The sequence below is a fragment of the Noviherbaspirillum humi genome (genome assembly GCF_900188095.1).
Taxonomy (GTDB): domain Bacteria; phylum Pseudomonadota; class Gammaproteobacteria; order Burkholderiales; family Burkholderiaceae_D; genus Noviherbaspirillum; species Noviherbaspirillum humi.
Genome location: NZ_FZOT01000011.1, coordinates 63,969 through 84,033, shown reverse-complemented (window position 1 = coordinate 84,033; position 20,065 = coordinate 63,969). Strand labels below are relative to the sequence as shown.

Genomic DNA, 20,065 nt, shown 5'->3' with positions numbered 1-20,065 from the left:
AGGCAGTCCGGCGGATAAAGCCATGCTGAGGAAGAACCTGCTGCGCCATGCCATCGGCCTGCTGCTGCTGGCGATCATGCTCGGCCATGCGGCGCGGCTGCTGCAGCTGCCCTTCATCGCGCCGCTGGAGCGGCTGATCTACGACACCCGCCTGCGCCTGACCATGCCGCGGACGGTGGACGAGCGCATCGTCATCCTCGACATCGACGAGAAGAGCCTGGCCGAGATCGGCCGCTGGCCCTGGAGCCGCAACCGCATGGCGGCGCTGATGGACCGCCTGTTCGACCGGTATCACATCCGCCTGCTCGGCATCGACATCGTGATGGCGGAGCCGGACGAGAGCTCCGGCCTGAAGGTGCTGGACCGGCTGGAGCGCAGCGAGCTGAAGGGCGTGACGCCGTACCGCTCGGCGCTGGCGCGCATGCGCCAGGGGCTGGACTACGACCGGCTGTTCCAGGCGGCGCTGCGCGACCGTCCGGTGATCCTCGGCTACTACCTCGCCAACGGCGGCATCGACAGCGGCGCGCTGCCGCCGCCCCAGCTCACCGCCGCCGGCCTCGGCGGGCGGCGCATCGACGCCACGTCCTGGTCCAACTTCGGCGGCAATCTGGCGCCGTTCCAGGAAGCGGCGGCCGGCGGCGGCTACTTCAATCCCATCATCGATCCGGACGGCATCCTGCGCCGTGTGCCGCTGCTGGCCGAGTACAAGGGCGCCTACTATCCTTCCTTCTCGCTGGCGATGGTGCAGGCGCTGCTGGGCAACGCCCGGGTGGCGCCATCCTTCGGCGAGTCGGCGGACGGCAGTTATGAAGCGGTGGAGTCGCTCGACCTGGTGCGCGGCCGGCGCACCGTGCGCCGCATTCCGGTGGATGAGAACCTGGCGGCCTGGATTCCGTTTCGCGGGTTCGAGCGCAGCTACCGCTACTTTTCCGTCGCCGACGTGCTGGCCGGCCGCACGCCGCTGGAACGGCTCGAGAACAAGATCGCCATCCTCGGCACCTCCGCGCCCGGCCTGCGCGACCAGCGGGCGACCCCCGTCAGCGAGATATTCCCCGGCATGGAAGTGCATGCCAACCTGGTGAGCGCCATGCTGGACGGCGCCGTCAAGGAACGGCCGGCCTATGCCGATGCGCTGGAAATGCTGATGCTGCTGGTCCCCGGCGCGCTGCTGATCGCGCTGCTGCCGCGCTGCCCGCCGCTGCGGGCGGCCGGGCTGGTGCTGGCGCTGCTGGCCGCGCTGGCGGCGGTGAACGTCTGGGCCTGGCAGTCGGCCAATCTGGTGCTGCCCCTGGCCAGCGCCATGTTGCTGGTGCTGGCGCTGTACGTGTTCGACGTCAGCTACGGCTACTTCGTCGAAACCCGGGCCAAGCACCAGATCACCCGGCGCTTCGGCCAGTACGTGCCGCCGGAGCTGGTGGACGAGATGAGCCGCAATCCCGGGGGCTACACCATGGAAAACCGGAAGGCCAACCTGAGCGTGCTGTTTTCCGACGTGCGCGGCTTCACCACGATTTCCGAAGGCATGGCGCCGGAAGCCCTGGCGCAGCTGATGAACGAATACCTGACCGCGATGACGCTGGTGATCCGCCGCCATCGCGGCACGCTGGACAAGTACATCGGCGACGCCATCGTCGCCTTCTGGGGCGCGCCGATGGACGACAGCAGGCACGCGCTGAACGCGGTGCTGACGGCGCTGGAGATGCAGCAGGCGGTGGCGGCGCTGAACCGTTCCTTCGCCGCGCGCGGCTGGCCGTCGATCGCCATCGGCATCGGCATCAATACCGGCGACATGACGGTGGGGAACATGGGCTCCAGCATCCGCCTCGCCTACACGGTGATGGGCGACGCGGTGAATCTCGGCGCGCGGCTGGAGAGCAAGACCAAGGAGTATGGCGTCGGCATCCTCGTGGGCGAAGCCACGCGCGATGCGGTCGAGGGCATCGTCTTCCGCGAGCTGGACAGGGTGCAGGTCAAGGGCAAGGAACAGCTGGTCGCCATCTTCGAACCGCTCGGGCAGGAAGGCGAGGTCGATGACGCCGCGCTGGCGGAGCTGGCGCAATGGCAGCGCATGCTGGCCTGCTACCGCGGCCGGGACTGGGACGGCGCCGAGCGCCTGCTGCGGGAAATGCAGGCGGCGCATCCGAATTGCCGCCGGCACGCGCTCTACCTGGAACGCATCGCCGCCTTCCGCGCCAGCCCGCCGCCGGCCGACTGGAACGGCGTCACCCGCTTCGACAGCAAATAGCGCCTCGGCCCGTCTGCGCATGGGCGGCATGTAAGGCGATGTAAAAACGCTATGCCGCCGCTGCCGCGCCAATTACATTGAGGAGGTTTTTCTCCTCCCCTTTTTCGCCCTGCCTGGAGCCAGCTCCGGCGGGGCTTTTTTTGCGCCGTTTCCATGCGAACCGAACGGGCAAAAAAAACCCGCCGTTGGGACAACGGCGGGAAATCCAATCAGAGGATTGGAGGAGACATAGGGGATATAGGCGCCGCCAGCCGGATTCCAATACCGTAGAAATACGGTATCGCTTGCACGCCGACTGGCAGGCAGCGCCTCAAGCCGCGCGGGTCACGCCTTGCGACCGCAGCAGCTCGCGCGCCAGCGCCCGGCCGCTGAGCCAGGCGCCTTCCACCTTGCCGGCATGGATCCAGTCGCCGCACAGGCCGATGCCGAGGCCGCCGTCCCAGGCACATTCGCGTTCGAGCGGTGGATCGGTGTCGGCATGCCGCCAGCGGTGCGCGGTCCAGGCTTGCGGCGTTTCCGCAGCCGGGCCGGCCAGCGCGGCGAAGGCCTGCAGCAGGATGGGCGCCACCGCTTCGGGCATGTCCTCGATATGGGCTTCGCTCCACTCGGCATGGGCATGCAGCAGCCAGGTGTCGGGAACATCGATTTCCCGGGAAAGTCGTCCCGGCTTGCTGCTGTCTCGCGCCACCCAGCGCAGCGGGCCGGCGTTGATGAAGGCGGCATCGAAGGCCAGCGGCAGCCGGCTGTCGAAGCGCAGCATCAGCGACCAGCATCCGCGCATGCGGACCCGGGCGGCGAGCACGGCGAGTTCCGGCGCCGACGACTGCAGCAGCGGCACCGCCTGCGGCGCCGGCACCGCCAGCAGCACCGCGTCGAAGCGGCGGGGCAGCCAGCCATGTTCGGCGCTGGCAAGGCGCCAGCCGGCGCCGTCGCGCTCGATCTGGTTCACCGTGGTCCGGGCGGCGAGCGCCAATTCGGCTGCCAGCAGGCGCGCCGGGGCCGTCATGCCGGGCGTGCCGACGAAGCGCTCGGGACTGCCTTCCGATCCGTGGCCGCCGCTGCCGCCGAATACCGCCAGGCGCGGCTGCCAGGGGGCGGCGGCGCCGGCGGCTATCCAGCGGGCGACTTCGGCGCGGAAGGCGGGATCGCGCGCGGTGAAGTACTGGGCGCCATGGTCGCATTGCCAGCCTTCGCCGCGGCGGGTGCTCATGCGTCCGCCAGGGCCGCGGCTCTTCTCGAAAATATCGACGGCGATGCCGGCTTCGCGCAGGCTGGCCGCGCAGGCCAGTCCGGCGATGCCGGCGCCGATGATTGCTGCATGCATTGCGTTTTCTGTGAAGTGGTGGAGAAACGGAGGGCGGTGTCAGGCGGCGTTTCTCGCTTCCGGGATGTCGTCCGGCAGCGGCAGGCCTTCATGCTGGGCCACCCGTTGCAGCGCGTTCTCCAGCAGCGCGCGGGCAAAGCCGGTGCTTTGCTGGAGTTCGAGGTGGAACAGCGCATCCTCCGGGCTGCGGCTGGCGCATTCGCCGCTGTAGCGCTCGAAGCTGCCGAGGCTCATCAGCAGCTCGGCCAGGTGGCGCGGGCATTCGCAGTACACCCGGCCGGCGGCGGCGCCGGCGAAGGCGGCAAGCTGGGCTTCGGTATAGCGCGCCGGCGGCGGCTCGCCATCGCCCGCCGCATCGTCCTGCGCAAAAGGGCGGGGCTTGAGCGCCGCCCGGCAGAGCGCCTCGAGTTCGTCGGCGTCGGACGTCATCCGGGCCACATGATGGCCGGCGGCGCGCAGCTGCCGGATCAGCTTGCTCGGCGCGAAGCGGTACAGCACCAGCACTTCCTCGGCCCCGCAGGCCTGCTTCACCCGCTCGATGGCATCCATCGGCTCGGCGCTGAGGGTGGCCAGCTCGATCATCGCCAGGTCGGCATCCGCATGGCTCAGCTTGCGCTCCACGTCTTCCGGACGGGCGCAGTGGGCGACCACCCGGAACAGGCTGCCGAATCCCGCCGGCTGAAGGCAGCGCGCCGACAGGGCGGGGCCGACCAGCGCCACCTTCACCTCTTTCAGCGGCTCCGCATCCACCACCGGCGACGAGTGGGACCGCTCCGCCGCCAGCATGGCCGTCAGCGCCTCGGTCGAGAGGCGGGCGATGTTGCCGATCGGGTTGCCGAGGTCGACCAGCTGCTTGATCAGGGCGAGCCGCTTGATTTCAGGCGAGGAATACAGCCGCTGCCCGCGCGGGCTCATGTTCGGCCCCACGACACGGTAGCGCCTTTCCCAGACGCGCAGGGTCTGGACCGGCACGCCGGACAGGCGGGCGGCGACGCCGATGCGGTATAGGGGTTCGGAAGCACCTTCGGTAGCTAAATCGGAACTCATGATTGACCCGGTTTGAAATGAAAAAATAGAGAGCTGTCTAAGTAATGCTTGGTATTGTCTAGGACAACGCTGGTGATTTTAGTTCAAAAACGCGACGAAAGCTGGACAATTTGTTTCGCATAAGAAAATGAACGAAGCAGGGAAGACAAAAAGCTCGAACCAATACAAGCAGACCCTCGCGTCTTGCCGTCGCCGAAACTGGGGCCTTGCTCCGTGGCGCCACGCGGGCGCAACCGCCATCAGGGAGGACAGAGGCTGCCCCCTTCGAAAAGCCGGTGCCGCACATCCTGTTGCTCATCGGCTAAGCCTTTGCCCCGGCTTGGGTGAATACCGGCCTCGTCGCGTTGAACCCCGCCACGCCCGTGATATGTTGGAAAGGTGTCCACCCAAGGCGCCTGCTTCAGCCTCGGTCAACCATTCGATCGAAAGGATAAAAACGATGGCTCGTCGAGCAAATGCAGCCATGCGAAGGGCCTTGGCCGAACTGGAAGCCGGGATCGACGGCACGGAAGCGGACATGAACTTCCATAAGAATCAGGGCTTTTACAACTACCATCTCTACGAAGGCGCCGTTGTCCTCTTTCTGCGAGACCATACGGACCTGAACAATCAACTGCGGCGGCTGGACCCAGGCAGGGCGGTAAAGATCAGGCCGGGCCAAACCTTTTCGGATTGGGAAGGCGGATCCGGCTTCATGGAATGGGATCTGAACGAAACATTCATCGCCATCCGCGAATTCAGCAAGCCTCAGCCGCTCCTGTGCCTGTACACCGCATTGAAGATTTTGGAGAAGTGGAAGAAGGACCTCGCCGCTTTCTTTCCGCATTCCCGTTTCCGGTTTCTCGTCAACTACCAGAACGATGAGGGCGCCATCTGCGCCAACATGCGGTTTGAAAAACTTCGGCACGGTGAGCCTGCATGGATCGATCCCGCGGCAATCGGAGAACAGGGAGTGCCGGAAGACGACGAGATCGGCATACTCGTCGACGAGATATAGCCCGGCTCCTTCGGTCCGGTTACCCCGATAGAGCGCGCCAAAAGGAAAAATGGAAGCCATCATCTTCATCGGCATACAGGGTTCGGGCAAGAGCACCTTCTACCAGGAGCGCTTCTTCGATACCCATGTGCGCATCAACCTCGACATGCTGAAGACGCGCCACCGGCAGCATCTGCTGCGCGCCGCCTGCCTCTCCGCCGGCCAGCGCTTCGTGCTCGACAACACCAACGTCAGCCGCGAGGAGCGCGGCGAGACCATACAGCTGGCCCGCGCCGCGCGCTTCGCCGTGCATGGTTATTTCTTCGAACCCGAGCCTGAGCGCAACCTGCGCTGGAATGCGCAGCGCAGCGGCAAGGCGGTGATCCCGGTGAAGGGCGTGCTGGGCACGCTGAAGCGGCTGGAGCGGCCGCGGTGGGAGGAAGGCTATGACCGGCTGTTTCGGGTGACGGTGGATGTGGAGAACCGGTTTGTGGTGGAGGAGTGGGTGCGGCCGGGAGCGGCAAAACAGTCCGGGTGATGTGGGATTGAAGCCGTTTTAACCTCCGCGTTTCGCCTTTGTGGGAGGTCGCCTGTGAACGTCATAGGACAGGCTTCGGCTACTTTCAGCTAAAGGACGACGAAAAGAGTCGGTTCTTACGAAACCCAAGTTTTCCAAGTTCAACGCTCCCGCAACATCACACTTTAGCGATTTGGCCGGCGATCGCTCGTCAGCGTCGGTTGTGGACATGAAGTCGGCAATGACTAGGCTTTCATTATTTTCTTTGGTCCGCAATTCGACGACATTTCGTATGAATGGTGGCTTCGCTCATGTCGTCAATTCTGGCAACGCAAGCCCATCTTCGATGGAAGCCTCCTAATACGAGAGGGACTGACCTTCTTTTGCAAGAAATAGTGTTGCGCTGAATCAATAAAAGGGCTACTTTACAGCATCGACTTCGTTAAATCAGTGCTGGTGCAAGCGGTATCTCGATGCGCAAACAAAGAGCCAGTTGAGTTGTCTCTTTTGAAACGGTGTGGGCTTACCCCTTCTTGTGCCGGCATCGCGGTGGATGGAAGAAGGCGCGGTTGTTACCTTGGTCAACGGGCGTATGCCCCCGGGAGGATGCGCGTGCCTTACCAATATCGGATGTACAAGCGGCGCGTGTTCTATGCCTGCGGCTTCGTCATCGCCATCTCGCTGAGTCTCGTCGCCTGGAAGATTTTTTCTTCCTATATCGACCGGGAAAACATCGCGAGAGAGCAAAGCCGAACCTTCGTGCACGCCATCGAGGCACATGTTTTCCACTCTTTGCAGCTGATCGATCTGTCGTTGCTCGGCTTTTCCAACGCCCTGGGACTGCTGCCGCCGGCGGAGCAGGTCAGCGTCGACGCGATCAAGCGGCTGCTATCGTCGAACGGCAGCTTGGCGCGCAGCGACTATTGGGTCCTGTTCATCGATGCCAATGGACGAGGCGTTGCCGCTTCGAACGACCTCAGCGTCGCTGGAACCGATTATTCGGACCGTGATTATTTTCGCGTCCACAAAGCGAACGGGGCAGCCAAGGCGGCCTATGTGGGTGAACCCGACTTCGGACGGGTATCCAGAAAGCGCGTCTTCTTCCTGAGCAGGCGCGTCGAAGACGCCGCCGGCAGGTTCCTTGGCGTCATTGCCGCGCCGATCGAGGCATCACGCATCGCGAGCATGTTCAGGCATGCGCGGTTTCGGGACGATGTGGTCATCAAGCTGGTCCATGAAAATGGAAAGACCATTGCCAGCGCGCCTTCGTTTGAAGAAAACTTCACGAAGGACGCCCGCCATGCGAGCCATCGAGGCCCGGAAAAACCGACGATGTCCACCATCTACAGCGCCCTGGTCAGCCATGGAGCGGGCAAGCCGGCGAGCGCCTCGAGACCGATTGACGGTTTGCCGCTCATCGTAACGGTTGAAGTTTTTCCGGAGGGGAATTATCAAGCACTGATCACGGACATCAAGGCCGGCGGGCTCATCATCCTTGTGGTTATCGCACTGGCGGTTACCACGGCGCATTTTGCCATCACCTCTGTCGATGCGGTCACCCGAAGCCGGGCTGCGATTCTCAAGGCCGAGCGGGATGTCGAAATCCGTGTCACGCAGCGCACGGCCAATCTTCATGACGCGAACAGGCGACTCCAGGACGAAGTCGAGGAAAGAAAGGAAGCGGCGGAACGGCTTACCTTGTTCGAGAAATGCCTGGCACAGCTGTCAGACATGGTGATGATCACCGAATCCTATCCGCTCACCTCCGGCGGACCGCGCATCATTTTCGTCAACAATGCGTTTGAAAGGCAAACCGGATATGACAGCGATGACGTCCTGGGCAGGACGCCGCGCATCCTACAGGGGCCGCGAACGGACCGGGCAGAGCTGAGCCGCATCCGCGATTGCGTTGCGCGGCATGAGGCGCTCAAGGCGGAACTCATCAATTATCGAAAGGACGGCAGCGAATACTGGGTAGAGATGGAAATCGTCCCGGTAAGGGACAAGAATGGTGAATGCACGCAATTCGTCTCGATCCAGCGCGACATCACCGACCGTAAGAGCGCTCTTGATCTGATCTGGAAGCAGGCAAACATCGATAGCCTGACCGGTCTGCCGAACCGGCAGATGTTTACGGCGCACTTTGGCCACCAGATCAAGAGCGTTGCCCGAAGTGGGGGCAGGTTGGCGCTCATGTTCCTGGATTTGGACAGCTTCAAGGAAATCAATGACGTCTATGGGCATGACACCGGCGATCTCCTGCTCCAGGAGGCCGGCAACCGATTGAAAGCGTGCATACGTGATTGCGATTTTGTCGGCCGCATTGGTGGCGATGAATTCACCATCCTGCTCACGGACCTCGCATCGAACTCGGGGATAGAACGCGTTGCGCAAGAAATTCTTGCCGTCATGTCCAGGCCCTTTCAACTGCATCAGCATACGGTTTTCATTTCAGCGAGCATTGGCGTTACCTTGTGTCCGGACGATTCGTCGGTGCCGGGAGACTTGTTCAAGAATGCCGACCAGGCGATGTATGTCGCGAAAAGCCGTGGCCGCAACCAATACGTCTATTTCGATCAGCAGATGCAGGAGCAGGCTCAGACCAAGATGCGTACGGCAAGTGATTTGCGCACTGCCTTGTCGCGCGGCGAATTCGAACTTTACTATCAGCCGATCGTCAATCTGGCGAACGGACACGTCGAGAAGGCGGAAGCGCTCATCCGCTGGAAGCATCCGGAAAAGGGGATGATCAGCCCGGCGACATTCATTCCTCTTGCGGAAGATACCGGGACGATCGTCAGCATCGGGGACTGGGTGTTCGGCGAGGCGGCACGAACGGTCGCGGCCTGGCGCTCCCGGTACCGGCCGGACTTCCAGGTCAGCATCAACGTGTCCCCAGTCCAGTTCAAGAACAGCGGCATTCCCCATAAAAAATGGGTCGCCACGCTTGAATCGCTGGGAACCACGGGCGACGGCATCGTGGTGGAGATTACCGAACGATTGCTGCTCGACGTCGAGGATTCGGTCAGGCGCCAGCTTTTGATGCTGCGAGAGGCCGGCATGAAGATGTCGCTCGACGACTTTGGAACGGGCTACTCGTCATTGTCTTACCTGAAAAAACTGAACATCGACTTCATCAAGATCGATCAGTCGTTCGTGTCCGCGCTCGCGATGGATTCGGAGGACATGATTCTGTGTGAAGCAATGATCGCGATGGCGCACAAGCTCGGCCTCAAGGTGGTCGCCGAAGGGATAGAGACCGCGGCGCAGTGCTCCCTGCTGCGGACGATTGGCTGCGATTTCGGGCAGGGGTACCATTTTTCCAAGCCGGTTCGGGCATCGCTATTTGAAGAGCTTCTTCAGAGCCATTCAGCGCTGATGGCTTGATCAACGACTCCCGTAGCAGGGGCTGTTGGCATCCCTCCGGCAAGCGTAGACATCCACGAATTTCCTGAGTCCCGAAAGGAAATCTCTCAATCAAACACGTGACCGGCCAGGGGTTGGAGAAGCCGTCGCAATGTGCCCTCGATAGAAAGCCCTATGACAACGGACCTGCATTCGAACATAGCCGATCTCATTTTGGATACGATATTCATCGTCGATGTCCACGGAAATATCCGGTACATCAGCCCATCCTGCGAGAACCTGCTTGGCTACAGCCAGCAAGCGCTGCTTGGCACGCCAATGATCGACCTGGTGCTCCCCGAGGACCGTGCAACGACCTGGAACGAAGCCATGCGCATCATGTCGGGACAGCCCCGCGTCGGCTTCGAGAACAGGTATGTCCACAAGGATGGCTCGATCGTCGATGTCATGTGGTCAGCCAGATGGTCGCCCGAGCATCAGGTGCGTATCGGCGTGGCACGGAATGTGACGGAATCCCGGCGACAGCTGCGGACACAGCAAGCCATGTTTGCCATCTCCAATGCTGCTCACCAGATTACCGACCTGTCGAAGCTTTATCAGGAAGTCCAGCGGATCTCGGCCTCCATGATCCCGGCCTCTGCGTTTGCGATCGCCTTTGCCGACGACTCGGGAAGGTTCACTTTCCAGTATCAGCTCGACTTCGGCGGCGACTCTTCCTGCCTGGGCGATGACGAGGCGAGGGAAGTTTGCACCCAGGTCGTGGAGGAACGCCGGACCGTTTATCGCGTCCCGGCGCCGGCAGACTATAGCTGGCTTGCCGCTCCGCTTTCGCGCGCAGGCAAGATCATCGGCGTGATTGTCGTGCGCAGCCACCCTGGCATCCTGTTGGGCCCGCAGGAGTCGGACTTCATGACCTACGTTGCGGCACAGTTATCCGATGCGGTGGACCGGATCCGGTTGCATGCGGAACTGCTCGCTGCGGCAACGACCGACGAACTGACGGGGTTGCCGAACCGCCGTCTGTTTCTGGACAGAGCCGAAACCGCCTGCCGTGCCGCGAGACGGCACCAGCATCGGTTCGCCTTGCTTTATCTGGATATCGACGATTTCAAGAGCATCAATGACACTTTCGGGCACGCGGCAGGCGATGCAATGCTCAAGGAGATCGGAGACCGGCTGGTGATGTGCGTGCGCGAGGAGGATACCGTTGCCCGGTTGGGTGGAGACGAATTCGTCGTGCTGCTGCCCCTGCTTCAATCGAAGGATGCGCCAGCCGCGGTCGGGGAAAAAATCAGAAACGCGATTGCCATGCCGTTCAAGCTTCCGAACGGTACGTCAATAATCCGGCAAACCGGTATTGGAGCCGCTGTCTTCCCGGATGACGGCATGGACATCACATCCCTGAAGAACGCCGCCGACAAGCGATTGTATGACGTCAAGAGACGCAGGCTCGTCGGACATGATTCAACATAGATGAGCTCGAACGACGAAACGTGCGAGGAACCGCTTACCTTGCGGACGCGGAAGAAGTAGAGTGCGGCCAGGTGCATCAGGCTGCTATCCTGCCGCAAACGTTTTGACGTTCACTACACAGGAATGAATCCCGGGTCCCGCTCCAGAATGTCCGCTGCAGGAGGACCGCCTGCTTGACTCCCTAGTGCAGGTTGATCCTGCTTCCTTCGGCGCCATCCCCCGGCACCATCGGCGCAATCGACACCGGCGCCGCTTCCACCTCCTTCGCATCCCCCATCGCAAAGCTCAATTGCTTGAAGTAGGCAATGGTCTTCTCTAGTCCCTCGTCAAGCGAAACCTTAGGCTCCCACCCTAAATAGTTGCGCGCGAGGCTGATGTCCGGGCGGCGCCGGGTGGGGTCGTCGGCGGGCAGGGGCTTGAAGATGATCTCCGAATGCGAGCCGGTGATGGCGATCACCTTGCGCGCCAGTTCCAGCATCGAAAACTCGCCCGGGTTGCCGAGGTTGACCGGGCCGCAGAATTCGTTGGGCGTCTGCATTAGGCGGTGAAAGGCCTCGATCAGGTCGTCGACGTAGCAGAAGGACCGGGTCTGGTTGCCATCGCCATAGATGGTGATGGGCGCGTCGGCCAGCGCCTGCATGATGAAGTTGGATACCACCCTGCCATCGTTGGGATGCATGCGCGGGCCGTAGGTATTGAAGATGCGGGCGATCTTCACCGGCAGGCCGTGCTGGCGGCGGTAGTCCATGAACAGGGTCTCGGCGCAGCGCTTGCCCTCGTCGTAGCAGGAGCGGATGCCGAGCGGATTCACATGGCCCCAGTAATCCTCCGTCTGCGGATGCACTTCCGGGTCGCCATAGACTTCGCTGGTGGAAGCCTGCAGGATGCGCGCCTTCACCCGCTTGGCCAGGCCGAGCATGTTGATGGCGCCGTGCACGCTGGTCTTGGTAGTCTGCACCGGATCGAACTGGTAGTGCACCGGAGACGCCGGGCAGGCGAGGTTGTAGATCTCGTCCACTTCCACGTAGAGCGGAAAGGTGACGTCGTGCCGCATCAGCTCGAAGTTGGGATGGTTGAGCAGGTGGACGATGTTGAGCTTGGTGCCGGTGTAGAAATTGTCCACGCAGAGCACGTCATGGCCCTGATTGAGCAGGTATTCGCATAGATGCGAGCCGAGGAAGCCGGCGCCGCCGGTGACCAGGATGCGCTTGTAGTGCAGCTCTTTCATGATTCGAGTCTCCTGATGTCTTGTATGAAGCGCAGCGGCATAGGGGCGGCTTGCAGATCCGCGTTCACCGCGCGTACCGGCCGCGGCAAGTCGGCGGCGCACAGGTCGAGCGCCTCGGCGATGACGCGCTCGGCGGAAACGTCGGTGGCGCAGGGATGGCCCGCCACCGGGCAGACCACATGGGCGCAGGGGCGGCAAGGCGCGTGGGCGAACAGCAGGCGGTGCCGGTTCGCATCCAGCGGCGCCCAGCGGCGCGCATCGGCGCCGGAGGAAATCACCACGCTCGGCGTGGCCACGCCGGCGGCGACATGGGAGATGCCGGTATCGTTGCACACCACCAGCCGCGCCTGCGCCACCAGCGCGGCGAGCGCGCCGAGATCGGTGCGGCCGCACAAGTCGAGCGCCGGCGCATGCATCGCGGCGCGCACCGCCGCGATGATGTCGCGCTCACCGTCGGATCCGGTGAGCACGATCTGCAGGCCCTCCGCCGCCAGCGCGTCGGCCACCTGGGCGAAGCGCTCCGGCGGCCAGCGGCGCGAAGGCAGGCGCGAACCGGGATGGATGCAGGCATAGCCGCCCGGCGCCGGCAGATCGATGTCTGCCATGGCCGCGCCGTGGCGCAGCGACTGGAAATCGCGGCCGGTGAGCGGAAACTCGAGCGCTTCGCCGCGGGTCTCGATTCCGAGGAAGCGCATCAGCCGCAGGTAGCGCAGCACCTCGTGCTCGCTGTCCTGCCAGTCGGCGAAAAGCTCGGGGTCGGGGCAGTAGTGGCCGGGCACGAAGAAGCCGGCGTTGCGGCGCGCGCCCATGGCGACGGCGAGCGGATTCGTTTGCAGGCCGCTGCCATGCAACTGTATCGCGAGGTCGAACTGGTACGACTGCGCCTGGGCGAAGAAGCGGGGAATGGCGGCCATGTCGGGGGCGCTTTCCGGCAGGCCGGGAAACCCGGGAAACACCAGGTGTTCGTCCACGTACTTCTCGAAGCGCTCGGCGAAGCTCGCCGCCCAGGGCAGGCCGACGAGGACGATCTGCGCCTGCGGCGCGGCGGCGCGCAGGGCTCGCAGCGCCGGCACCGTCACCAGCAGGTCACCCAGTTGCAGCGCGCGGAACACCGCGATGCGGCGCAGGGAGTCGAAATCGATGGCCATTATGATTGCTGCCCGCCGATGATCAGCTTCGGTTTCTCCAGCAGGAAGGAGCCTATGGCGAGCACATCCAGCGGCGTGGTGCAGAAGGACTCCACCGCGTCGCGCGGCGTGCAGACGATAGGCTCGCCCCGGGTGTTGAAAGACGTATTCACCAGCACCGGCACGCCGGTGCGCTTCGCGAACGACTGCAGCAGATCGTAGTAGGCCGGGTTCTGGGCACGGTTAATGGTCTGCACCCGCGCGGTGCCGTCGACATGGCGCACCGCCGGTATCTTGTCTACCCTGTCCTCGCGCACGTCGAAGACGAAGGTCATGAAGGGCGACTGGTGGCCGTTGACGAACCACTTGTCGGCTTCCTCTTCAAGCACCACCGGAGCCACCGGCCGGAAATCCTCGCGGTCCTTGATCAGGTTCAGGTGAGCCTGCATGCCGGGATCGATCGGCGAGGCAAGGATGGAGCGCGCGCCGAGGGAGCGCGGGCCGAACTCCATGCGGCCCTGGAACCAGCCGATCACCTTGTTCTGGGCCAGCAGCTCGGCGGTGGCTTCGGCGATGTCGTCCACCTTGCGATAGGGCAGGCGCGCCTGCTTCAGGAATTCCTCGATCTCCTCATCGTCGTACTCCGGGCCGTAGAACACATGGTCCATCACCCAGTGGCGGCGTGTGTCGCCGCGCTGCTGCGCATCTATCCACATCGCCGCGCCGAGCGAAGTGCCGGAGTCGCCGGCGGCCGGCTGGATCCAGACCTTCTCGAAAGGGCCGTTGTCGCGAATGCGTGCGTTCATCACGCAGTTGAGCGCCACGCCGCCGGCCATGCACAAATTCTTCGCGCCGGTTTCCCGGTGCAGCCAGTCCACCATCTGGGCCACGGTTTCCTCCAGCACCACCTGCAGTGAATGGGCAATGTCCATGTGCACCTGCTCGAAGGCGGAGCCGCGCAGCCGCGCCGGGCCGATAACGTCCTTCCAGTCGACCTTTGCAACGGTGTAGTCGCCCTCGCCGCGGTAGCGCACCACTTCCTTGAATTCGGAAACGAAGTTCGGCTTGCCGTAGGAGGCCAGCGCCATCACCTTGTATTCATCGGAGGAGCGCAGGAAGCCGAGATGATCGGTCACCTCTTCATACAGCAGGCCGAGGGAATGCGGCAGGTTGACCTGCTTGATGCGCTGATATCGTCCGTCGCGGTAGAGGCCGTAGCTGGTGGTGGGGCGCTCGCCGCGGCCGTCCATCGCCAGCACGGCGCATTCCTCGAACGGCGCGGCGAGGAAGGCGCTTGCTTCGTGGGCGAGGTGGTGCTCGACGAAATGCCACTTGAACGGACCGTCGTGGCGCACGTCGCGGAAGCGCGCCTTCAGGTGATGCGGCGCGCCGCTGGCGAGCTGGCGCGGCGCGTTGACGATATAGGACAGCGACAGCGGATCCCACGGCGACAGCCATTCGCTTGTGGGGTTCTTCGACGGCTCCAGCGGCAGGGAAAGGGTGGCCTGTTCTGCCCGCTCGCCGAGTTGCATGTAGGGATCGTAGGAGTAGGCGACATGGTCGACATCGCGCAGCGCAATGCCGGCTTCCTTCAGGCAGTAGTCGATGGCGTGGAAGGGCAGTTGCCACACGGTGAAGGGCACAGGACGCTTGCCATGCTTCACCTTGGTGAAGCGTTCCTCTTCGGCCGCAGCGAGGACGACGCCATCCTTTACGAGCGTGGCGGAGCAATCATGAAAGGCTGCATTGATCCCTAGGGTATACACGCTCACTCCTTCTTCCTGGCAATCGATGGAAAGGCGCGCTGGCGGCGCTGCCTCGTGGGGGTTTGCAAGTGATTCCCGCGTCAAATGTTGGTTTCTGAAAAGCGGCGTGCGATTGTTAAATCTCAAGCATGAAAGTCTGACAAGGAACAAACCTGTGCCATGCGGTTCTCATGTGAATCGGTTTTCGCGGGGGTGCTTTTTCTTGGCGAAAAGGCAGGTCGGGCGCGAGAAAACAATGAGACTGGAAAGCAATCGGAGATGCAACAGCGAAGCGGATTCCCGGAGGACAAGGCTACCGTCATGGCAGGGCTGTGGCAGGTGGTGGCGCCATACCGCTGGCGCGTCGCCGGCGCGCTCGGTTTCCTCATCATGGCGAAGATCACGACCGTCGCCGTGCCGCTGCTGCTCAAGCACATCATCGACGTATTGTCGCGCCCGGAAACGGTGACGCTGCTGCCGGTGACCTTGCTTGCCGGCTACGCCTTCCTGCGCTTCTCCAGCACCCTGTTCAACGAATTGCGCGACCTGGTGTTCTCGCGGGTAACGCAGCGCACCGTGGCCACCTACGCGCATCGGGTATTCAACCATCTTCACCACCTGAGCGCGCGCTTCCACGCGCAGCGCCATATCGGCGGCCTGCTGCCAGACATCGACCGCGGCACCAACGGCATCGCCTTCCTGCTCGGCGTCGGCCTGTTCACCATCGTGCCGACGCTGATGGAGATCGGCTTCGTGCTGGCCATCCTGATGGGCCGGTACAATTTCTGGTACTCCGGCATCATCGTCATCACCTTCCTGGTGTACTCCAGCTTCACCCTGTTCTTCACCGCCCGCCGCACCATCTACCAGCGCCGCGTCAACAAGCTCGACACCACCGCCAAGAGCAAGCTCACCGACAGCCTGATCAACTACGACACGGTGAAATACTTCACCAACGAGAAAGTGGAGGGCGATCGCTTCGCCGGCATCATGGGGCAGTGGACCGAGGCCGCGGTATCGAACCAGAAGGCGTTGTTCGCCCTGCACGTGGGGCAGAGCGGCATCATCGCGCTCGGTGTCGCCGGCATCATGCTGCTGGCCGGGCAGGACGTGCTGGCGCGGAACATGACGGTGGGCGACCTGGTCCTGATCAACGCCTACGTGCTGCAGGTGTGCCTTCCGCTCAATGCCCTCGGCTTCGTCTACCGCGAAGCCAAGGATGCGTGGGTCAATGCCGAGCGCCTGTTCCAGCTGCTGCGCCAGAGGCCGGAGAAGGAAGAGACCGCCGCCACGCCGGAGCTGAAGGCCGAGCGCGGCGAGGTGGTGTTCGACGACGTCAGCTTCCACTACGATCCGGAGCGGCCCATCCTGCATGGCGTGAGCTTTCGCATTCCGGCCGGACGCACCGTGGCGGTGGTGGGCGGCAGCGGCTCCGGCAAGTCGACGCTGGCGCGGTTGCTGCTGCGCTTCTACGAGCCGACAGGCGGCCGCATCCTGGTCGACGGCCAGGATATCGGCAGCGTCACCGCGAGCAGCGTGCGCCGCGTGATCGGCGTGGTGCCGCAAGACACGGTGCTGTTCAACGACACCATCGGCTACAACATCGCCTACGGCCGCATCGGCGCCAGCCGCGAGGACACCATCAACGCCGCCAAGGCGGCTCACATCCACGAGCTGATCGATTCCCTGCCGCAGAAGTACGACACGCCGGTGGGCGAGCGCGGTGTGAAGATTTCCGGCGGCGAGAAGCAGCGCATCGCGGTGGCGCGCGCCATCCTGAAGAATCCGCCGATTCTTATTTTCGACGAAGCCACCTCGGCCCTCGACTCGCAATCCGAGCATGCGATCCAGCAGGAGCTGGACCGGCTGTCGGTGGACAGAAGCACGCTCATCATCGCCCACCGCCTGTCCACCATCGTGCGCGCCGACGAAATCATCGTGCTCGAGCGCGGCCGGGTGATGGAGCGCGGCACCCATGACGATCTGCTGCGGCAAAACGGGATGTATGCGCGGCTGTGGCAGCTGCAGCAGAACGAGGACCGCCAGCAGATGATGCTGGCGTCATGAAAGGAGGCCGCTCAGTACCGATCGCGGCCACCGTGGCGGCCGCAGCAATTTGAGACGAGAACCCAGTTCGAGGAAACCGCTTATGGAAAGAACGCTTCCGATGCCCGATGGCCATGACCGCAACGCCGGGATGCAGGCAGGCGCCGCCTTTCATCCGGTTCGCGACGGTCGAGGAGAGCAGGCCATTGCCGCTCCCCATGGTGGCGCCAGGGTGGATGGCGCGAAAGCGGAGGACCGTTTCCTCGTTTCCATCGTGGTGCCCACCTGCGGACGGGCCGACCTGCTGAACCGCTGCCTGGCCGGGCTGACGGCGCAGAATTTCGCCGCCGGCGACTATGAGGTCATCATCGTCGACGATGCGCCGAGCGACGCCACCCGCAAGGTGGTCGGCGCCTGGACCGAGCGCATGGCTGACCGCGGCCTGGAAGTGCGCTACCTCCCCAACCGTGGACCGCACGGCCCGGCCGCGGCCCGCAACCGCGGTTGGCAGGCGGCCCGGTCGCCCATCATCGCCTTCACCGACGACGATACGGTGCCGACCGCCGACTGGCTGCGCCACGGCCTCGCCGCTTTCGAGAAAGGCGCCGGCGTGGTGCGCGGGCGCATCGAGATGCCGCTCTCCAGCACGCCGAGCGACTACGAGCGCGACGCCAAGCACCTGGAGACGGCGGAGTTCGTCACCGCCAACTGCCTGGCGCGGCGCGCGGTGCTGGAGCAGCTCGGCGGCTTCGACGAGCGTTTCCGGCTCGCATGGCGCGAGGACAGCGACCTGCATTTCCGCCTGCTCGACCATGGCATCGCCATCGCCGACGCGCCGCAGGCGGTGGTGATCCATCCAGTGCGGCCGGCATCCTGGGGCGTCAGCATGTCGCAGCAAAAGAAGGTGGTGTTCGATGCGCTGCTGTACAAGAAGCATCCGCGGCGCTACCGGGAACGGATTCGCGCCACGCCGCGCTGGGACTATTACCTGATCGTGCTGTGCCTGCTCGGCGCGCCGCTGGCCCTGCTGCTCGGCAAGCCGGCGCTGGCCGCCGGCGCCGCCATCGCATGGCTGCTGATGACCGGCCGCTTCTGCCTGGCGCGCTTGCGCGGCACCCGAAAGACCGCCTCCCACGTGGCCGAAATGGTGCTGACCTCGGCCGCGATCCCGCCGCTGGCGGTGTACTGGCGCATGGTGGGGGCGCTGCGCTTCCGGGTGGCCTTCCTATGACAAAGCCGTCCTTGCGCGCGCTCCAGCCAACCTGAATCCCAACGAACGAGGAAACGCCCACCCATGCGACCCCTGCGCATCCTGACCTGGCATACCCACGGCAGCTACCTGTACTACCTGACCCAGGTGCCGCACCAGTTCTACGTGCTGTCCAAGCCGGATCGGCCTGCCGGCTACGGCGGTCGCTGCGGCCATATCCCGTGGGGCGACAACGTGATCGACATGCCGGTCTCGGAAGCGGCGAAGCATGAGTTCGACTGCATCCTGTTCCAGGACGACGACCAGTACCTGAAGGATCAATACGAATTCCTGACGCCGGCGCAGCGGGCCTTGCCGCGCATCTACCTCGAGCACGACACGCCGCGCGAGCATCCAACCGACATGCCGCACCCGGTGAACGATCCCGATGTGTTGCTGGTGCACGTGACGCATTTCAACCGCCTGATGTGGAACAGCGGCGCGACACCGACCCGGGTGATCGAGCATGGCGTGCTGGTGCCGCCGGGCGTCTCCTATCGCGGCGGCCATGAGCGCGGGCTGGTGGTGGTCAATCATCTGGCCCGGCGCGGCCGCCGCCTCGGCGGCGACGTCTTCCTGCAGGCGCGCGCGCAGGTGCCGCTGGATCTCGTCGGCATGGGCGCGGAAGAAATGGACGGCATCGGCGAGGTGCTGCATGCCCAGTTGCCGAACTTCGCGGCCGACTACCGCTTCCTGTTCAACCCGATCCGCTATACCAGCCTCGGCCTCGCGGTGATCGAGGCGATGATGGTCGGCGTGCCGGTGATCGGCCTTGCCACCACCGAGATGGCGACCGTGATCGAGAACGGCAAGTCGGGCTATGTGGACACCAACGTCGATGCGCTCATCGGCCACATGCAGGCGCTGCTGCGCAATCCCGAGGAAGCGAAGCGGCTGGGCGAGGGCGCAAGGCGGCGCGCTCAGGAACGCTTTTCCATAGCCCGCTTCATCGCCGACTGGGACCGTACGCTGCGCGATGTGACCGGCCACCGGATTGCGCGCCATCACGGCGGCATGAATGAGGCCGAGGCAAATCAGGACACCTCCGCCGGCGCCATGCCACGGCTGCGCTCCGCATGAAAATTCGATCGATCCAACCCGTTCAAGCGAAAGAAACCGCATGCCATCCTTCGACAGCTACTTCCTCACTCCCGCCACCGCCGCGAAAGCGGTGGAACTCGCCCTGCCGATGATCAACGCCGCCATGGACAGCCAGGTCGCCGGCGAGAGCGGCTTCCTCTACATCGTGATCATGAAGCCTGGCTTTACGCCGGCCAATTCCTCCTTCGAAGACGCGATCCTGTATGAGCACGCCGTCGGCGACCGCGAGAAGTGGGATGCGGATTACGGCGCCTTCGCCCGCGCGAAGGCCCGGGTGGCATGGAAGACCGGCCTCGACGGCCATGTGGTGCAGGAACTCAAGCCGCACCTGCTGCAGGAGGGCGATACCACGCTCTGGGGCAGCATCGTGCTGGACGACATCGTGGTCGGCGTTTCCGGCGCCCATCCCTGGTATGACGAAGCCTTTGCCGGCTCGGTGGCGATGTGCCTGCGCGCGCTCGCCAAGGCCGGCATTGCGAAGGAAAGGACGAAAACGCTTTTTCTCGGCACCCGATGAATCACGCGCAAGCGTTTTTTCCGACATGCAAGGGGCATGCGGCGGCGCTTGCAAAAACCGGATCAGGCACTGCCTGTTGTATGCGTTTCCTCAGTGGCAGAAAG

Annotated in this window: 14 protein-coding genes; 9 read left to right on the top strand and 5 right to left on the bottom strand. The window is 63.7% G+C overall.

The window, feature by feature from the left end; genetic code table 11:
* The first annotated feature begins 22 nt into the window (after positions 1 to 22).
* On the top strand, positions 23 to 2,245 hold the full coding sequence (locus tag CHB88_RS15645; protein ID WP_217900183.1) for a CHASE2 domain-containing protein: 2,223 nt from the start codon (positions 23 to 25) through the stop codon (positions 2,243 to 2,245).
* Between the two features lie 310 nt (positions 2,246 to 2,555).
* Here CHB88_RS15645 and CHB88_RS15640 read toward each other — a convergent pair whose 3' ends face one another.
* Both CHB88_RS15640 and CHB88_RS15635 read right to left on the bottom strand, forming a co-directional pair.
* Entirely contained in the window at positions 2,556 to 3,569 is a 1,014-nt protein-coding gene (locus tag CHB88_RS15640; protein WP_089400273.1) for an NAD(P)/FAD-dependent oxidoreductase, read from the bottom strand.
* Positions 3,570 to 3,608: 39 nt separating this feature from the next.
* Entirely contained in the window at positions 3,609 to 4,616 is a 1,008-nt protein-coding gene (locus tag CHB88_RS15635; RefSeq protein WP_089400272.1) for a MerR family transcriptional regulator, read from the bottom strand.
* Positions 4,617 to 5,091: 475 nt separating this feature from the next.
* Between CHB88_RS15635 and CHB88_RS15630 the strand changes: the two genes are divergently transcribed.
* The 4 genes from CHB88_RS15630 to CHB88_RS15615 all read left to right on the top strand — a co-directional run bounded on the left by CHB88_RS15630 (position 5,092) and on the right by CHB88_RS15615 (position 10,948).
* The gene (locus tag CHB88_RS15630; protein WP_089400271.1) at positions 5,092 to 5,613 is read left to right on the top strand and encodes a hypothetical protein; all 522 of its coding nucleotides are present in this window, start codon (positions 5,092 to 5,094) and stop codon (positions 5,611 to 5,613) included.
* Positions 5,614 to 5,662: 49 nt separating this feature from the next.
* On the top strand, positions 5,663 to 6,130 hold the full coding sequence (locus CHB88_RS15625) for an AAA family ATPase (RefSeq protein WP_089400270.1): 468 nt from the start codon (positions 5,663 to 5,665) through the stop codon (positions 6,128 to 6,130).
* A gap of 591 nt (positions 6,131 to 6,721) precedes the next feature.
* Positions 6,722 to 9,496: a bifunctional diguanylate cyclase/phosphodiesterase gene (locus CHB88_RS15620; protein ID WP_176442509.1), complete on the top strand. Its 2,775-nt coding sequence runs from the start codon at positions 6,722 to 6,724 to the stop codon at positions 9,494 to 9,496.
* Positions 9,497 to 9,649: 153 nt separating this feature from the next.
* A complete protein-coding gene (locus CHB88_RS15615; RefSeq protein WP_089400268.1) occupies positions 9,650 to 10,948 on the top strand; it encodes a sensor domain-containing protein in 1,299 nt (432 codons plus the stop codon).
* A gap of 181 nt (positions 10,949 to 11,129) precedes the next feature.
* Here CHB88_RS15615 and CHB88_RS24600 read toward each other — a convergent pair whose 3' ends face one another.
* The 3 genes from CHB88_RS24600 to CHB88_RS15605 are packed head-to-tail and all read right to left on the bottom strand — an operon-like array spanning position 11,130 to position 15,069.
* Positions 11,130 to 12,176 carry a UDP-glucuronic acid decarboxylase family protein gene (locus CHB88_RS24600; RefSeq protein ID WP_143131315.1) on the bottom strand — a complete coding sequence of 349 codons (1,047 nt, stop codon included), beginning with the start codon at positions 12,174 to 12,176 and terminating at the stop codon, positions 11,130 to 11,132.
* Positions 12,173 to 13,324: a glycosyltransferase family 9 protein gene (locus CHB88_RS15610; protein ID WP_143131314.1), complete on the bottom strand. Its 1,152-nt coding sequence runs from the start codon at positions 13,322 to 13,324 to the stop codon at positions 12,173 to 12,175. Before CHB88_RS15610 ends, CHB88_RS24600 begins: the two co-directional genes overlap by 4 nt.
* Positions 13,324 to 15,069 (bottom strand): carbamoyltransferase family protein, encoded by a 1,746-nt coding sequence (locus CHB88_RS15605; protein WP_089400341.1) that lies wholly within the window; start codon positions 15,067 to 15,069, stop codon positions 13,324 to 13,326. Before CHB88_RS15605 ends, CHB88_RS15610 begins: the two co-directional genes overlap by 1 nt.
* A 258-nt stretch (positions 15,070 to 15,327) precedes the next feature.
* Between CHB88_RS15605 and CHB88_RS15600 the strand changes: the two genes are divergently transcribed.
* The 4 genes from CHB88_RS15600 (at position 15,328) to CHB88_RS15585 (ending at position 19,961) form a co-directional block, all read left to right on the top strand.
* Complete coding sequence (locus CHB88_RS15600) at positions 15,328 to 17,115, top strand: ABCB family ABC transporter ATP-binding protein/permease (RefSeq protein ID WP_089400267.1); 1,788 nt, start codon at positions 15,328 to 15,330, stop codon at positions 17,113 to 17,115.
* A gap of 82 nt (positions 17,116 to 17,197) precedes the next feature.
* A complete protein-coding gene (locus CHB88_RS15595; RefSeq protein ID WP_245845000.1) occupies positions 17,198 to 18,325 on the top strand; it encodes a glycosyltransferase family 2 protein in 1,128 nt (375 codons plus the stop codon).
* A 63-nt stretch (positions 18,326 to 18,388) separates the two neighbouring features.
* The gene (locus tag CHB88_RS15590) at positions 18,389 to 19,423 is read left to right on the top strand and encodes a glycosyltransferase family 4 protein (protein WP_089400266.1); all 1,035 of its coding nucleotides are present in this window, start codon (positions 18,389 to 18,391) and stop codon (positions 19,421 to 19,423) included.
* 40 nt (positions 19,424 to 19,463) lie between these two features.
* Entirely contained in the window at positions 19,464 to 19,961 is a 498-nt protein-coding gene (locus CHB88_RS15585; protein ID WP_089400265.1) for a hypothetical protein, read from the top strand.
* Positions 19,962 to 20,065 lie beyond the last annotated feature (104 nt).

What these genes read in the sequence shown, in the direction of transcription:
- CHB88_RS15645 (WP_217900183.1), top strand. Translation starts at nt 23, where the DNA reads ATGCTGAGGAAGAACCTGCTGCGCCATGCCATCGGCCTGCTGCTGCTG.
- CHB88_RS15640 (WP_089400273.1), bottom strand. Translation starts at nt 3,569, where the DNA reads ATGCATGCAGCAATCATCGGCGCCGGCATCGCCGGACTGGCCTGCGCG.
- CHB88_RS15635 (WP_089400272.1), bottom strand. Translation starts at nt 4,616, where the DNA reads ATGAGTTCCGATTTAGCTACCGAAGGTGCTTCCGAACCCCTATACCGC.
- CHB88_RS15625 (WP_089400270.1), top strand. Translation starts at nt 5,663, where the DNA reads ATGGAAGCCATCATCTTCATCGGCATACAGGGTTCGGGCAAGAGCACC.
- CHB88_RS15615 (WP_089400268.1), top strand. Translation starts at nt 9,650, where the DNA reads ATGACAACGGACCTGCATTCGAACATAGCCGATCTCATTTTGGATACG.
- CHB88_RS24600 (WP_143131315.1), bottom strand. Translation starts at nt 12,176, where the DNA reads ATGAAAGAGCTGCACTACAAGCGCATCCTGGTCACCGGCGGCGCCGGC.
- CHB88_RS15610 (WP_143131314.1), bottom strand. Translation starts at nt 13,324, where the DNA reads ATGGCCATCGATTTCGACTCCCTGCGCCGCATCGCGGTGTTCCGCGCG.
- CHB88_RS15600 (WP_089400267.1), top strand. Translation starts at nt 15,328, where the DNA reads ATGCAACAGCGAAGCGGATTCCCGGAGGACAAGGCTACCGTCATGGCA.
- CHB88_RS15595 (WP_245845000.1), top strand. Translation starts at nt 17,198, where the DNA reads ATGGAAAGAACGCTTCCGATGCCCGATGGCCATGACCGCAACGCCGGG.
- CHB88_RS15590 (WP_089400266.1), top strand. Translation starts at nt 18,389, where the DNA reads ATGCGACCCCTGCGCATCCTGACCTGGCATACCCACGGCAGCTACCTG.
- CHB88_RS15585 (WP_089400265.1), top strand. Translation starts at nt 19,464, where the DNA reads ATGCCATCCTTCGACAGCTACTTCCTCACTCCCGCCACCGCCGCGAAA.